A 14,719-nucleotide genomic window follows, 5' to 3' on the forward strand; every position below is an offset into this window, starting at 1 on the left:
CGCACCGAAACCCAGGGGCTACGCTGCGCGCACCATGACGATCAACCTCGACCGCCGCGCCCTCTTCCTCGCCGGGGCGGGCACCGTGACCACCGCCGCCCTGATGACCTTCGAGCCGGCGGCGGCCGGCACCACGACGACCAAGGTGTTCCGGGGACACTTCCGGGGGTCGAAGGTCCCGGACTGGGTCTACCTGCCGTTCCACGTGCCGGCCGGGGTCCGCGCGATCGAGGTCAGCTACGACTACACCCCGACTCCCGGCGTGATCACCACGAACGTCGTCGACATCGGCATCTTCGACCCGTCCGGGGCCGGACTCGGCAATGCCGCCGGCTTCCGCGGCTGGTCGGGCGGCGCGCGGAAGTCCTTCCGGCTGAGCCGCACCTCCGCGACGCCGGGCTACCTCCCCGGCCCGATCAGCAAGGGCCGGTGGCGGGTCGCGCTCGGGCCCTACCAGATCAACGGCGCGGGGACGCCGTACGAGGTGCGCGTGACGCTGCACCACGGCAAGCCGGGCCCGAAGTTCCGGCGGACTCCCGCTCCGCGGTCCGTCCCGGGCACCGGGCCGGGCTGGTACCGCGGCGACCTGCACGTCCACACCGTCCACTCCGACGGCTCACAGACGCAGCGGCAGGCGTACGTCGCGGCCAAGGCGGCCGGCCTCGACTTCCTCGGCAGCTCCGAGCACAACACCAGCTCGGCGCAGCTGACGTGGGGCAGGCACGTGCCCGACGACTTCCTGGTCATCCCCGGCGAGGAGGTCACCACCCGCGCCGGCCACTGGCTCGCCGCCGGGCTCCCCGGCCGCGGCCCGCGGGGCAGCTGGATCGACTGGCGCTACCGGCCGGACGACGGCAAGCTCGCCCGCTTCACCCGGCAGGTGCGCGACCTCGGCGGCCTCGCGATCGCGGCCCACCCGGCCACCCCGGTCGACTCGATCCGCTGGGACTTCGGGTACGACGACATGGACGCGATCGAGGTCTGGAACGGACCCTGGTCGGGGCTCAACGCGGTCACCAACGCGAACGCGGTCAGCACCTGGCACCAGCTCCTGGTCGCGGGCAGGTTCCTGCCCGCGGTCGGCAACTCCGACTCCCACAAGGCCGAGCAGCAGATCGGGGTCGCCCACACGGTCGTGCGCGCCGCGACCCTCTCGGTCGACGCGATCATCGCCGGCTACCGCGGCGGACACTCGTGGGTGACGGCCTCCTCCGGCATCGACCTCGACTTCACCGCGACCCTCGGCGCCGTCAGCGGCCAGTGCGGGGACCGGGTGCCCAGCGGCTCCGGCGACACCGTCGCCGTGCACCTCAGCGTCGCCGGCGTCACCGCGGGCGACACCGCGACCCTGATCGGGCCGAACGGCGTCCTGGGTACGGCGGTCGCCACCGACGGCACGCTCACGCTCGACAGCGCGGTGGCCGGAGGTACGGCGTTCGTGCGGGCCGAGGTCAAGCGCGGCAGCACGATGCTCGCGCTCACGAACCCGATCTTCCTCACTGCCTGACGCGTGTCAATTCGGCTGCTAGCGTCGCGGCCTGTGATGGACACCACCCCGCCACCGGACGGCCAGGAGCTGCCCGAGATCGGCTGCTACGGGCTGGCCGGCCACTCGGCCAACCCGCGCGACCTCCTCGCCGAGGTGCGTCTCGCCGAGCGGCTCGGCATCGGCTCGGTCTTCCTCTCCGAGCGCTTCAACGTCAAGGACGCGGCCGTGCTGGCGGGGGCCGCAGGCGCGGTCAGCGAGACGATCGGCATCGCGACGGCGGCCACCAACCACAACACCCGGCACCCGCTGGTGACCGCGACGTTCGCGACGTCGATGCACCGGCTGACCGGGGGCCGCTACGCCTTCGGCCTCGGACGCGGCTTCGACCTGCTCTTCGACGTCATGGGCGTCCCGCGGGTGACCGGCGCCCAGCTCGAGGACGCGATCGATATCTACCGCTCGCTGTGGCACGGCCAGGCCGTGATGGGCCACGAGGGACCGGCCGGCAGCTACCCGTACCTCTCCCAGGACAGCTCCTTCGACGAGGACATCCCGGTGCTGATGATGGCGATCGGGCCGAAGTCGCTCGAGCTCGCGGGCCGGGTCGCCGACGGCGTCGTCCTGCACACGTTCCTCTCCGACGAGACGCTGGCCCGCTCGGTCGCCACGATCCGCCGCTCCGCCGAGGAGGCCGGCCGCGACCCCGCGTCCGTCCGGGTCTGGGCGGTGCTCGCGACTGTCGAGGAGTCGATCCCCGAGGAGGTCCGGCTGCGCAAGCTGGTCGGGCGCCTCGCGACGTACCTCCAGGGGTACGGCGAGGTCCTCGTGCGCGCCAACGGCTGGGACCTCGCGGCGCTCGAGCGCTTCCGCGGCGACGACCTGGTGCAGGGCTACCCGGGTGCGTTCGACGCGATCGGCACGGTCGAGGAGCTCCGGCACCTGCGCGACGACGTGCTGCCCGCGGAGTGGCTCGCGGCGTCGGCGACCGGCACCGCCGCCCACTGCGCGGCGCGGATCCAGGACCAGCTCGACGCCGGGGCGGACAGCGTCATCCTGCACGGTGCGACGCCCACCGAGCTCGCGCCGGTGCTCGACGCCTGGCGCGAGGTCCGGCCGGCCGACGCGCTCGCCGGTCTCCCCACCAACCCGGGGTGGTCCCGATGATGCTCGAGGACCTCACCGCCGACTGGCTGGCAGGCGTCCTCGGCCGCGACGTCGGCGAGCTCGTGGTCGAGCAGGTCGGGACCGGCCAGATCGGGACCTGCTTCCGGCTCCGGTTCGGCGCCGACGAGACCGTGCTCGTCAAGCTGCCGCCGCCCGACACCTCCGCGCGGGACATGATGGCGGGCGCCTACCGCGGCGAGGTGCGGTTCTACCAGCAGGTCGCGTCGACCGTCGCCGTACGCACGCCCGCCTGCCACCTCGCCGAGATCGCCGAGGACTCCGGCGACTTCGTGATCGTCCTGGAGGACCTGGCGCCGGCCGAGCAGGGCGACCAGATCGCCGGCTGCACGGTCGACCAGGCACGCGACGCGGTGGTCAACCTCGCCGGCCTGCACGGCCCGCGGTGGTGCGACCCCACCCTGCTCGAGGTCGACACGCTGTCGGTCAACGATCCGGAGTCCATCGAGCTGCTGCTGGCGATGTGGGACCCGACCGCCGACCTCTTCCTCGACGGGCTCGGCGACCTGATCCCTGACGATGACGCGGCCACCATCCGCGCCTGCGGCACCGTCGTCGAGCGCTGGCTGCTGGCCCGCTCGGACCGCTTCGGCCTCGTGCACGGCGACTACCGGCTCGACAACCTGCTCTTCCCGCCCGACGGCGGACCCGGCGTCGTCGCCGTCGACTTCCAGACCCTCAGCCTCGCCCTCCCCGCGCGCGACCTGGCCTACTTCCTCGGCACCAGCCTCTCCGTCGACGACCGCCGGGCCCACGAGCACGACCTGGTGGCCGCCTACCACCAGGCGCTCACGTCGTACGGCGTCGACGGCTACTCCCTCGACGACTGCTGGGACGACTACCGGCTCGCGATGATCCAGGGGCCGCTGGTGTCGATCTTCGGCTGCGCCTACGGCACCCGGACCGAGCGCGGGGACCGCATGTTCGCGGTGATGATCGCCCGGTCGTGCGCGGCGATCCGCGACCTCGACACGCTGGCGCTGGCAGCGGCCCAGTAACGTCCCCTGGCATGACGCTTCGACGCGGGTTGGTGCTGGGCGGCGGCGGGATCACCGGGATCGCCTGGGAGACCGGGCTGCTCTTCGGGCTCCAGGAGCTCGGGGTCGACGTGACGACCGCCGACGCGATCGTGGGCACGTCCGCGGGCTCGGTCGTCGGCGCCCAGATCACCACCGGCATCACCCTCGAGGACCTCTTCGCCTACCAGATCTCCCCGCCGAAGCCGGCGCGGCTGGCGTCCATCGGACCCAACGTCCTGGCCGGCTTCGCGCTGGCGATGCTGCGCGCCCGTGGCGACCTGGAGGCCTTCGGCCGCAACGTCGGGCAGTGGTCCGTACGCCGCGCCGAGGCCGGCAGGCTGCCGAGCCTCGAGGAGCGCTTCGACGCGATCCGCGAGCGGCTGCCGATCCAGGAGTGGGGTCCCGGCCAGCGCCTCCGGGTCACCGCGGTCGACGCCGGCACCGGCGCACTGCGGACCTTCGACGGCTCGGACGGCGTCTCCCTGGTCGAGGCCGTGGCCGCGAGCTGCGCCGTGCCGGGCGTCTACCCGCCCGTCCCGATCGAGGGTGTCCAGTACATCGACGGCGGCGCCCGCTCGGGCTCCAACGCCGACCTGGTCGCCGACTGCGACCGGGTCCTCGGCTTCACCCCGGTGGACCGCTCGGTCGGCCCGATGCGCACCGCCGGCCAGCTCCTGGGCTCGACCCCGCACCTCGTCGTCTCGCCGGACACCGCGTCCGTCGCCGCGATCGGCAAGAACGTGCTCGACCCCGCTCGCCGGGCCGCCTCGGCCCGCGCCGGCTGGGCGCAGGCGTCGGTGGTCGCTCCACTGGCGCAGGAGATCTGGTCGTGAGCGAGCGACGGGTCAGCTGGTCACTCCTCGTCGTCGCCCTGCTCTGCCTGGTGCCGGTCGGCCTCGGCATCGCGCTGCTCACGTACGACGGCGGCGCGGCGCTCGGCTGGGGACTGATCGGCTTCTTCGGCGCCGGCACGGTCGTGCTCGGCCGCAAGGCGCTGACCGGGAAGTAGGGCGCTGGTCGGCCGGGGCGGGAGTTTCATCGGTCGGCCGACGTTTCTCATGCTTGGACGACAAAGTTTCATCGTCCCGGCGTGAGTTTCATCGGCCGACCGATGAAACTCTCAGCCGGCCGCCAGCACCTCGACCCGGTTGCCGTGCCCGTCGTGGGCGTGGAAGCGCTGGTGACCCGGGAACGTGTGCCGCTGGCTCCAGTCGACGTCGAAGCCGAGGCCGATGAGCCGGGCGGCGACGGCCTCGAGCTCGGCGACATCGTCGACCACCAACGCGGGATGCGCCTTGCGGGCGGGCGTGAAGGGCTCCTCGACGCCGACGTGGATCTCGGCGTCGCCGCCGCGGAACCACGCGCCGCCACGCGCCTTCAGGTCGTCCGGCTTCTCGACCTCGGCCATCCCGAGACCCTCGCCGTAGAACCGACGGGCCGCCTCCTCGCCACCGGGCGGGCAGGCCACCTGCACGTGGTGCAGCCTCATGCCGGCACCCGGGCGACGACGAAGATGCGCCGGAACGGCAGCACGACGCCGTACGCGTGCTCCGGGTACGCCGCCGCCAGCCGCTGCTTGAACTCGGCCTCGAAGCCGGGCCGCAGGTCGTCGGGCAGCGCCTGGAGCGTCGGGCGCGCACCGGTGCCGGAGACCCAGGTGAAGACCGGGTCGGGGCCGGTGAGCAGGTGGAGGTACGTCGTCTCCCAGGCGTCGACCGTGCAGCCGAGCCCGGCCAGCACGTCCAGGTAGACCGCCGGGTCGTGGCTGCTCGGCACCGCGACGCCCGCGGCGTGCTCGGCGTACGGCGCCTCCGCGGCGAGCTCGTCGCGGATCGTGTGGCTCGGCTCGCCGAAGTTGCCGGGCACCTGGAACGCGAACCAGCCGCCGGGCGCGACCGCGTCCACCAGTCGCGGCAGCAGGTCGAGGTGGCCGGGCACCCACTGGAGCGTGGCGTTGGAGACGAGCACGTCGACCGGCTCGGCCGGCGCCCACGAGCGCAGATCGGCGACCTGGAACCGCAAGCCGCCGCCGAGCTCACGCGCCTTGCCGATCATCTCGGGGCTGGAGTCCAGGCCGAGCACGTCGGCGCCCGGCCAACGCTCGGCGAGCAGGGCGGTCAGGTTGCCGGGCCCGCAGCCGAGGTCGACGACGGTGCGGGGAGCGGTCGCGGCGATGCGGGCGACCAGGTCGACGAACGGGCGGCCGCGCTCGTCGGCGTACGTGAGGTAGCGGTCGGGGTCCCAGGTGTGCGGCATGTGCCCTCCGATGTCCGAATTGTCTTGACGTCAAGACACTTTCCTCGACCTTTGTCTTGATGTCAAGATTCTCGACGCATCCGCTACGCTCGCCCCATGCGGGACGAGGTCGACGAGCTGGTCGAGGCGTGGGCGCGCGAGCGTCCCGACCTCGATCTTGCCCCCGTCGAGGTCTTCAGCCGGATCAGCCGGCTGGGCCGCCACCTCGACCTGGCCCGCCGGGAGGCGTTCACGGCCGGCCAGGTGGAGTCGTGGGAGTTCGACGTGCTGGCCGCGCTGCGCCGCGCGGGCGCGCCGTACGAGCTCTCCCCCGGTCGCCTGCTGCGCGAGACGCTGGTGACCAGCGGGACCATGACCAACCGCGTCGACCGGCTGGTCGACCGCGGCCTCGTGGAGCGGCTTCCCGACCCGAAGGACCGGCGCGGCGTGCTGGTGCGGCTCACGCCGGAGGGCAAGGTCTCGGTGGACAGCGCGTTCGAGAAGCTGCTCGACGCCGAGCAGACGTTCCTGGCCGGGCTGCCCGAGAAGGACCGGCTCCGGCTCGCCGCACTGCTGCGGACCCTGCTGGCGCCGTTCGCCGACTGATCGCTCGCTAGTACCGGTCGTCGCGTCGCGGCGGCGTGGCCCGTGGGATCCGGTAGCCCGACACCTTGCGGGCATCACGCACCCGCGTGTCGCGCAACCTGTCGCGGTCGACGCCGCGCCCCCGACGCCCGCTCCAGGACACCAGCATCACCAGGGCGATGACGCCGAAGACGACCGCTACCCACACCACACGTACCTCCCGAGGTTGGCTTGCCCACAGCCTGCCCGGTGCGGGCTAGTCCAACCCCTCGGCGGCCTCGAGCCACTCCAGCTCGAGCTCGCCCTTCTCGTTGGCGAGCACCTCGAGCTGGGCGCTGAGCGTGGCGAGGCGGTCGTAGTCCTGCGCGTGCTCGGCGATCTCGAGGTTGAGCTTCTCCTCCTGCTCGGCGATGCGCTCCAGCTGCCGGTCGATCCGGGCGATCACCTTGCGGGCAGCCCGCTCCTCCGCGCTGCCCGGCTTGATGCGGGGCTCCGACTGTCGTTCCGGCGCCATTGCGTCGGGACGGCGGTCGGCGGGCTCGAGTGCCTGCTGTTCCAGCGCCATTGCGCGGGAACGACGCTCCAGGTACTCGTCCACCCCACGAGGCAGCATCGAGATCTGGCCGTCGCCGAGCAGGGCCCAGACGGAGTCGGTGACCCGCTCGAGGAAGTAGCGGTCGTGGGAGACCACGACCAACGTGCCCGGCCAGCCGTCGAGGAAGTCCTCGAGGACGTTGAGGGTGTCGATGTCGAGGTCGTTGGTGGGCTCGTCGAGCAGCAGCACGTTGGGCTCGTCGAGGAGCAGCATCAGCAGCTGGAAGCGGCGCCGCTCACCGCCGGACAGGTCGCCGATCCGGGCGGTCAGCTTGTCGCCGGTGAAGCCGAAGCGCTCCAGCATCGCGCTCGCCGTGATCTCGGCGCCGTCGGCGGTCCGGGTGACCCGACGGGCCGACTCGACCATCGGCAGCACGCGACCGTCGGGGTCGAGGTCGTCGAGCTGCTGGGTGAGGTGGCGCAGCGCGACCGTCCGGCCGTGCTTCACCCGGCCGGCCTGCGGAGCCAGCCCGCCCGAGATCAGGTTGAGCACCGAGCTCTTGCCGGCGCCGTTGACGCCGACGATGCCGACCCGGTCGCCGGGACCGAGCCGCCAGGTGGCGTGCGAGAGCAGGGTGCGCTCGCCGCGGACCAGGTCGGCGTCCTCGATGTCGATGACGTCCTTGCCGAGCCGCTGGGTCGCGAACCTCTGGAGCTCGAGGCGGTCCCGCGGGGGCGGCACGTCCTCGATCAGCGCGTTGGCGGCGTCGATGCGGAACTTCGGCTTCGACGTCCGCGCCGGCGGACCGCGCCGCAGCCAGGCGAGCTCCTTGCGGGCGAGGTTCTGCCGGCGCATCTCGGAGGCCGACGCCTGCCGGGACCGCTCCGCCTTGGCCAGCACGTACGCCGCATAGCCGCCCTCGTACGCGTCGACCGCTCCGTCGTGGACCTCCCAGGTCCACTGGCAGACCTCGTCGAGGAACCACCGGTCGTGGGTGACGACCACCAGGGCCGACGAGCGCTTCACCAGGTGCTGGGCCAGCCAGGCGACGGCCTCGACGTCGAGGTGGTTGGTCGGCTCGTCGAGCACGACCAGGTCGTGGTCGCCGAGCAGCAGCGCGGCCAGCGAGCAGCGCCGGCGCTCGCCGCCCGAGAGACCGTCGACGGCCCGGTCCAGGGCGACGCCGGCGAGCAGCACCTCCACGATCTCGCGCATCCGGACGTCGGCCGCCCACTCGTGGTCGGACCGCCCACCGAGCACGGCCTCCCGCACGGTGTGGGTGTCGTCGAGCTCGTCGCCCTGGTGCAGGTAGCCGATCAGCAGGCCGCGCTGCTGCGAGACCCGGCCGGAGTCGGGTTCCTCGAGCCCGGTCATCACCTCGAGCAGCGTGGTCTTGCCGTCGCCGTTGCGCCCGACGATGCCGATCCGCTCACCGACCCCGATGCCGAGCGAGACCTCGGTGAGCAGGGGGCGGACGCCGTACGACTTGGAGACGCGCTCGAGGTTGAGGAGGTTAGACATAGGTCACCGTGTGCGCGCCCGCGACCGCGCCGTTCGTGACCAGGACGACGTCGTGCGCCTCGCGCAGCTCGGCGGCCGTGGCGCGGGCCTGGTCGGACGACTCGCAGAGGAAGACGCAGGTCGGACCGGAGCCGGTGACGACGCCGCGGAGCGCGCCGGCCGACTCCCCGGCGGCGATCAGCCGCTCGAGGTCGGGGCGCAGGTCGAGCGCCGCCGGCTGGAGGTCGTTGTGGAGGGCGGCCGCGAGCGCGTGCGGGTCGCCGGCGGCGAGGGCGGCGAGCAGCGGCTCGGGCATCGGGGGTACGGCGGGGGCGTCCGGGAAGAGCCGGTCGAAGTGCCGGTAGATCTCCGGCGTCGACAGCCCGATCGGCGACGGCACCAGGACCCACCACCAGGTGCCGGCGTCGGCCACCGGCTCGACCAGCTCGCCGCGGCCGGTGCCGAGCGCGGTGCCACCCACGAGGGCGAAGGGGACGTCGCTGCCGAGCTGGGCGGCCAGCGCGAGCATGTCGTCGTCGGAGGTGTTCGCGCCCCAGAGCCGGTCGAGGCCGACGAGCGCGGCGGCGGCGTCGGCCGACCCGCCGGCCATGCCACCGGCGACCGGGATCGCCTTCTCGATGTGCACGTCGCCGCTGACGGCGAGCCCGTGGTGCGCGGCGAGCAGCGCGGCGGCCCGGTCGACGATGTTGTCGCCGGCGAGCGGCACGTGGCTGCGGTCCATCCAGTCGGACACGGCGACGTCGACGAGCCAGCCGTCGGCGTCGACGACCGTGAGGTCGTCGTAGACCCCCACGGCCTGGTAGACGCTCGTGAGCGGGTGGAAGCCGTCCTCGCGCGGGGCGCCGACGCCGAGGTGGAGGTTGATCTTGGCGGGCGCGCGCACCGTGATGCTCACTGTGTCACCTCGGGGGCAAGTCCTTCTGCGATGCGGACGAAGTCGTGGATGGTCAGGGTCTCGCCGCGGGTCAACGGCTCGATGCCCGCCTGCTCCAGGGCGGCGTCGACCGCCTCCCCGGGAGCGATGGTGCGCAACGCACCGCGCAGGGCCTTGCGGCGGTGCGCGAACGCCGCGTCGACGACCTCGAAGACCCGCTCCCGCGACACCGAGGTGGTCGGCGGCTCGCGGTGCGTCCAGGCGACCAGCCCGGAGTCGACGTTGGGGGCCGGCCAGAAGACGTTGCGACCGACGGCGCCGGCCCGGCGTACGTCGGCGTACCAGGCGGCCTTCACCGACGGCACGCCGTACACCTTGGAGCCGGGCTCGGCCGCGAGCCGGTCGGCGACCTCCGCCTGCACCATGACGAGCCCGTGCCGCAGCGACGGCAGCAGCGCCATCAGGTGCAGGAGGACGGGCACCGACACGTTGTAGGGCAGGTTGGCGACCAGCGCGGTCGGGGGCGGCCCGGGCACCGCGTCGACGCGCAGCGCGTCCGCGAGGACCACCTCGACGTGCGCGGCCTGGTCGGGGGCGTACGTCGCGATCGTCTCCGGCAGCAGGTTCGCGAGCTTGTCGTCCAGCTCGATCGCCACCACCCGGCCGGCGACCTCCAGGAGGGCCAGCGTCAGCGAGCCGAGCCCCGGACCGACCTCGAGGACGACGTCCTCGGCGGTGATCCCGGACTCGCGCACGATGCGGCGCACGGTGTTGGGGTCGATCACGAAGTTCTGGCCGCGCTGCTTGGTCGGGCGCAGGTCCAGCCGGGCCGCGAGGGTGCGCACCTCCGCCGGGCCGAGAAGGCGCGGCACGGCGGGGGTCTCGGACATGGTCGCCAGCGTAGTCAGCGGCGTGGTGGAACCCGATTTCCGGACGTTGCAGGGTTCGCAATCGATAGGGTCCGAGCACACCCCGCGGGTCTCGGGCCGTGCCGACTCGGAGGGAACCATGAACCGACGTGCCATCGCGTCCGTGAGCGCGCTCGCGGCCGCCAGCCTGCTGCCTTTCGTCGCCGCCGCGCCCGCTCCCGCGGAGCCGACCGGTCGGGCGGCCACACAGGTCGCGCCGGATCATGCCCGCGAGGACAACCGTCTGCACCCCCTCGCCCAGCGCGACAACGCCCGCCGCCAGCAGGCCGTCGACGCGTTGGCGACCGGAGACGCCCGCCTTGCCGGGCGCGGCAGCAACCGGCGGATCCGGCTCGCGGACGGCACGGACATCAGCTACCCCGCCACCCAGCAGGCGCAGCTGCTGACCTTCCTGGTCGAGTTCGGCGACGCAAGCCCCCAGCACAACCAGATCCCGGCTCCCCCGGTCGAGGACAACGCCAACTACTGGCGCGCCGACTTCAACCGCCAGCACTACCTCGACATGTTCTTCAACGGCCTTCCCGAGCAGGACGGCGAGTCGTTCAAGGACGTGTACGACGAGATGTCGAGCGGCCGCTTCGACGTCGAGGGCGACGTCTCCGACTGGGTCCGGGTCGACCGCCCCGAGTCCTACTACGGCGCCAACGTCGACCAGGGGCAGGAGAGCGCCGACCGGCTGGCCGAGTACGTCGACGACACCGTCGACGCCTGGTACGACGCGCTGCCCGCCGGCACGACCGACCAGCAGGCCAAGGACTACCTCGCCCAGTTCGACGTCTGGGACCGCTACGACGCCGACCACGACGGCAACTACAACGAGCCCGACGGCTACATCGACCACTTCCAGGCGATCCACGCGGGTGCCGGCGAAGAGGCCGGCGCCGGGCCCGACGCGATCTGGTCGCAGCGCTTCGGCGCGAGCTGGTGGACCGACAGCGGCCCGACCCCGTCCGCCGGCTGCTCCGCGTGCACCCACCAGGGCGGTGTCGAGATCGGCGACACCGGTTACTACGTGCTGGACTTCACGACCGAGCCGGAGAACGGCGGCCTCGGCGTCTTCGCCCACGAGTTCGGCCACGACCTGGGCCTGCCCGACTACTACGACACCGCGAGCGCCGACCCCGACAACGGCACCGGCTTCTGGAACCTGATGAGCTCGGGATCCTGGATGAGCCAGCAGGGCGCACCGACCGGGACGACCCCCAACCACATGGGCGCGACCGAGAAGCTCTTCCTCGGGTGGTACGGCGACCAGCTCGCGACCGTCGACGGCCAGGCCGACACGCCGCAGCGGGTCGTGCTCGGCCCGTCCAACCACGCCACCTCGACGGGCGCCCAGGCCGTCCTCGTGCAGCTGCCCGACGGTCACCAGGTCGATCCCGGCCCGATGTCGGGCAGCGAGGACGACGCCTACCTCTACTCGGGCACCGGCGACCGGTACTTCGCGGCGTCGAGCAGCCCGCCGATCCACGTCTCCCCGGGCGCCTCGGAGCTCTCGGCGCGGGTGGCCTACCAGATCGAGCCGGGCTTCGACTACGCCTACCTGCGCGTCTCCGACGACGACGGCGCCACCTGGACCGACGTCCCCACCAGCGCGTCCGTGGACCCCGACAGCCCCGACCCCGCGAACTTCGGGATCACCGGCGTGAGCGGCGCCGTGCTGGACCCGGACGCGGACTTCCGCGCAGCCACCCCGAGCTGGGTCGACCTCACTGCGGACCTCAGCGCGTTCGAGGGCGAGACGGTCCGGATGCGCTGGGAGTACCTCACCGACGGACGGACCCACGGCTTCGGGATCGCCGTCGACGACGTCGCGCTCGGCGACCACACCACGACGTACGGCGCGAGCCACCCGTGGACCGCCGAGGGCTTCCACACCGTGCTCGACGACGAGTTCGAGGTGACCTTCCCGCAGTACTACCTCGCGGAGAACCGCCAGTACCGCGGCTACGACACGACGCTCAAGAGCGGGCCCTACAGCGCCAACGACCAGGCCGACCCGAACCGGGTCGACCACTTCGCCTACCAGGACGGCCTGCTCGTCTGGTACGCCGACGGCTACTTCAGCGACAACGACACGAGCGCGCACCCCGGCGGCGGCGCCAACCTCCCGGTCGACGCCCGCCCGACGAACCAGGTCTGGCGCACCCCCGCGGGCGCCGTCGGCCCGCTGGCAGCGGGCCGGCTGCAGACGTTCGACGCCACCTTCGACGTCGACCGGACCACCGGCATCGACATGACCGCGAGCAGCGGTCTCCGCCTCCGGGTGCCGGCCGCGTCGAGCGTCCCGGTGTTCGACGACAGCGACCGCACGGCGTACCTCGACGACTCCGGCGGGCCGGCGGGCCTCCAGGTCGGCACCCGGGTCGGCGGCACCGGGACGATGGTCCAGGTCGTCTCGTCCGACGAGTCGACCGGTCGGATGGTGCTGCTGGTCGGCAAGCGGTTCGTGGCCGCGACGGCCCCGCCGCGCGTGCCCGCGAAGGTCCGGGTCGGCGCCACGGTGCGGGCGACCCCGCCGGCGTGGTTCCAGGACGGCGTCACCCGGTCCGTGCGCTGGCTGCGCGACGGCAAGGTCATCCGGGGCGCTCAGGGATTGGCCTACCTGATCCGGCCGGCGGACCTCGGGCACCGGCTGTCGGTGTCGGTCACCGGCGCCCGCAGCGGCTACCGGTCGACCACGACGACCTCGGCCGCGACCGGGCGGGTCCTGCGCGGTGACGTGCGGATCGACGTCGGCGCCGGCACGGCGCGTCCCGGCAGGCCGGTCCGCGTCCGGGTCGGTGTCGTCGCCGGCCACCTCGCCGCTCCGGGCCGGATCCAGGTGTCGTACGACGGCCGGTCGCTCGGCCGCGTCACGCTGAAGCGGGGTGCGGCGCGGCTCCGGCTGCCCGCCCGGGCACGCGGGCGCCACGTGCTGGTGGTCCGCTACCTCGGTGCGCCGGGGTTCGCGGCCGCGAAGCGGACGGTGCGGGTCAGCGTGCGCTGACCCGCACCCTCCACGGGTCGTCGGACAGCGTCAGCGCGGCAGGCCGAGCGACGCGGCGCAGGCCGGCCAGGCGCCGTACCCACCCGACGCGTCGCGGACCTTGGTCGCGATCGCGATCTGGGTCTCGCGGCTGGCGTTGCTCGGCAGGCCGGAGCCGCCGTTCGCCTGCCAGGTGCCGAGGTTGAACTGGAGGCCGCCGTAGTAGCCGTTGCCGGTGTTGATGGCCCAGTTGCCGCCGGACTCGCACTGCGCGAGCCGGTCCCAGACGGTGTTGCCGCCGGCGTAGTTGGTGCTCGGTGCCTTGGTGCCGACCTCGACGATCTCGTCGACGGGCTGGCGCTGCACGTCCTGCTGCAGCACCTTCTTCACCGAGATCTCGCCGTTGCGGTAGACGATCCGGTAGGTGACGTCGCGCAGGCCGGTCCGGCCGTCGCGGACGACGGAGGTCTCACCCTCGTACATCGAGTCGTCGTCGCGCTCGACGGTGCCGAAGTCCATGACCTCGCCGTCGACGTGCTTGCGGACGACCTTCACGTTGGTGAAGACCAGCTTGTCGCCGTCCTCGAGCACGTGGTCGGCGGCGGGCTTGGTCTCGTCGTACTTGCCGAGGTCGACGCCCATCTCGTCGAGGGCGTCCTCGACGGTCAGCGCGGTGAGCGTGCGGTGGACCGGCTTCTTGTCGCCGATCTGGACGACCAGGTCCTTGGGGGTGACGACGTCGAGCGTCATGCCCTTGCGGTCGATCGCGCCGCCGCGGCTGGTCGACAGGTCGGCGCCGGCGTACCGCTGGCCGATCTCGTCGAGGGCGCGGGAGACGGTGGTGGAGGTGACCCAGTACGTCGTCGGCTTGCCGTCGACGCTGACCTCGAACGGGCGGGCGAAGTGCACCGAGATGCGGGTGCCGTCCGTGATCGGCTGGTCGACCGCGGGCAGGACCTCGTCCTTGCCGGTGAGCTCGACGCCCTGGGCGTCGAGGACGTCACCGACCGTGCCGCCGAAGGCGGACACCTGCTCCGACTTGCCGTCGAGAGTGAGGGTCACGGTCTTGCTGAGTGCGGTGTAGCCCCACGTGCTGCCGGCGACCGCGAGGACGGCCACCGCTGCGAGGGCGATCATCAGGGGACGGCTGGTGGTGGCCTTGCGGGTTGCGCTGCGCAGCCAGGTGGTGTGTCCGTTGTCGGGCACGCTTCTCCGAACGTCGTGCTCTCCGGGCCTCGGGTGCCGGCAGCCCGGTTGCAGCTGCGGCAGGTGAGTCAGAATCGGTCCCGATCCCGGCCATCAGTGGTTCAGACCACCAGCCTTCGCCGGTGATTGCAAACCGAACTTGTCATATTTCAGCCCGTCGTGACCGGGATCTCGTG

General features: G+C 72.7%; 14 protein-coding genes. 7 read left to right on the plus strand and 7 right to left on the minus strand.

Features of this window, described 5'->3' with window-relative positions; all coding sequences use genetic code 11:
* The first annotated feature begins 34 nt into the window (after positions 1-34).
* From ACFPYL_RS23930 to ACFPYL_RS23950, 5 genes are read left to right on the plus strand one after another with little or no spacing between them, the layout of a single operon-like run.
* A complete protein-coding gene (locus ACFPYL_RS23930) occupies positions 35-1,507 on the plus strand; it encodes a CehA/McbA family metallohydrolase (RefSeq protein ID WP_379160666.1) in 1,473 nt (490 codons plus the stop codon).
* A 36-nt stretch (positions 1,508-1,543) separates the two neighbouring features.
* Positions 1,544-2,653 carry a TIGR03857 family LLM class F420-dependent oxidoreductase gene (locus tag ACFPYL_RS23935; protein ID WP_379160669.1) on the plus strand — a complete coding sequence of 370 codons (1,110 nt, stop codon included), beginning with the start codon at positions 1,544-1,546 and terminating at the stop codon, positions 2,651-2,653.
* Positions 2,650-3,669: a phosphotransferase family protein gene (locus ACFPYL_RS23940; RefSeq protein ID WP_379160671.1), complete on the plus strand. Its 1,020-nt coding sequence runs from the start codon at positions 2,650-2,652 to the stop codon at positions 3,667-3,669. The genes ACFPYL_RS23935 and ACFPYL_RS23940 overlap by 4 nt, the downstream gene beginning before the upstream one ends.
* Positions 3,670-3,680: 11 nt before the next feature.
* Positions 3,681-4,523 carry a patatin-like phospholipase family protein gene (locus ACFPYL_RS23945; protein ID WP_379160674.1) on the plus strand — a complete coding sequence of 281 codons (843 nt, stop codon included), beginning with the start codon at positions 3,681-3,683 and terminating at the stop codon, positions 4,521-4,523.
* Positions 4,520-4,699, plus strand: coding sequence for a hypothetical protein (locus ACFPYL_RS23950; RefSeq protein WP_379160676.1), 180 nt, complete (start codon positions 4,520-4,522; stop codon positions 4,697-4,699). Before ACFPYL_RS23945 ends, ACFPYL_RS23950 begins: the two co-directional genes overlap by 4 nt.
* Positions 4,700-4,810: 111 nt before the next feature.
* On the opposite strand, the gene ACFPYL_RS23955 is transcribed toward ACFPYL_RS23950, so the two are convergent.
* On the minus strand, positions 4,811-5,179 hold the full coding sequence (locus tag ACFPYL_RS23955; RefSeq protein WP_379160679.1) for a VOC family protein: 369 nt from the start codon (positions 5,177-5,179) through the stop codon (positions 4,811-4,813).
* Positions 5,176-5,946, minus strand: a complete 771-nt coding sequence (locus ACFPYL_RS23960; protein ID WP_379160682.1) for a trans-aconitate 2-methyltransferase — start codon at positions 5,944-5,946, stop codon at positions 5,176-5,178. The genes ACFPYL_RS23955 and ACFPYL_RS23960 overlap by 4 nt, the downstream gene beginning before the upstream one ends.
* 96 nt (positions 5,947-6,042) lie before the next feature.
* On the opposite strand from ACFPYL_RS23960, the gene ACFPYL_RS23965 reads away from it, so the two are divergent.
* Positions 6,043-6,531 carry a MarR family winged helix-turn-helix transcriptional regulator gene (locus ACFPYL_RS23965; protein WP_379160685.1) on the plus strand — a complete coding sequence of 163 codons (489 nt, stop codon included), beginning with the start codon at positions 6,043-6,045 and terminating at the stop codon, positions 6,529-6,531.
* A gap of 7 nt (positions 6,532-6,538) precedes the next feature.
* On the opposite strand, the gene ACFPYL_RS23970 is transcribed toward ACFPYL_RS23965, so the two are convergent.
* The 4 genes from ACFPYL_RS23970 to rsmA are packed head-to-tail and all read right to left on the minus strand — an operon-like array spanning position 6,539 to position 10,330.
* On the minus strand, positions 6,539-6,718 hold the full coding sequence (locus ACFPYL_RS23970) for a hypothetical protein (RefSeq protein ID WP_379160688.1): 180 nt from the start codon (positions 6,716-6,718) through the stop codon (positions 6,539-6,541).
* Positions 6,719-6,766: 48 nt separating this feature from the next.
* Positions 6,767-8,566, minus strand: coding sequence for an ABC-F family ATP-binding cassette domain-containing protein (locus tag ACFPYL_RS23975; RefSeq protein WP_379160691.1), 1,800 nt, complete (start codon positions 8,564-8,566; stop codon positions 6,767-6,769).
* Positions 8,559-9,461, minus strand: coding sequence for a 4-(cytidine 5'-diphospho)-2-C-methyl-D-erythritol kinase (locus tag ACFPYL_RS23980; protein WP_379160694.1), 903 nt, complete (start codon positions 9,459-9,461; stop codon positions 8,559-8,561). Before ACFPYL_RS23980 ends, ACFPYL_RS23975 begins: the two co-directional genes overlap by 8 nt.
* Positions 9,458-10,330 (minus strand): 16S rRNA (adenine(1518)-N(6)/adenine(1519)-N(6))-dimethyltransferase RsmA, encoded by an 873-nt coding sequence (rsmA, locus tag ACFPYL_RS23985; protein WP_379160696.1) that lies wholly within the window; start codon positions 10,328-10,330, stop codon positions 9,458-9,460. Before rsmA ends, ACFPYL_RS23980 begins: the two co-directional genes overlap by 4 nt.
* 118 nt (positions 10,331-10,448) lie before the next feature.
* Between rsmA and ACFPYL_RS23990 the strand changes: the two genes are divergently transcribed.
* Positions 10,449-13,358, plus strand: coding sequence for an immune inhibitor A domain-containing protein (locus tag ACFPYL_RS23990; protein WP_379160699.1), 2,910 nt, complete (start codon positions 10,449-10,451; stop codon positions 13,356-13,358).
* A gap of 30 nt (positions 13,359-13,388) precedes the next feature.
* Here the strand turns inward: ACFPYL_RS23990 and ACFPYL_RS23995 are convergent, their stop codons facing one another.
* On the minus strand, positions 13,389-14,543 hold the full coding sequence (locus tag ACFPYL_RS23995) for a transglycosylase family protein (protein WP_379160702.1): 1,155 nt from the start codon (positions 14,541-14,543) through the stop codon (positions 13,389-13,391).
* Between the last annotated feature and the right edge of the window lie 176 nt (positions 14,544-14,719).

This window comes from Nocardioides hankookensis (assembly GCF_042658885.1).
Lineage (GTDB): Bacteria > Actinomycetota > Actinomycetes > Propionibacteriales > Nocardioidaceae > Nocardioides > Nocardioides hankookensis.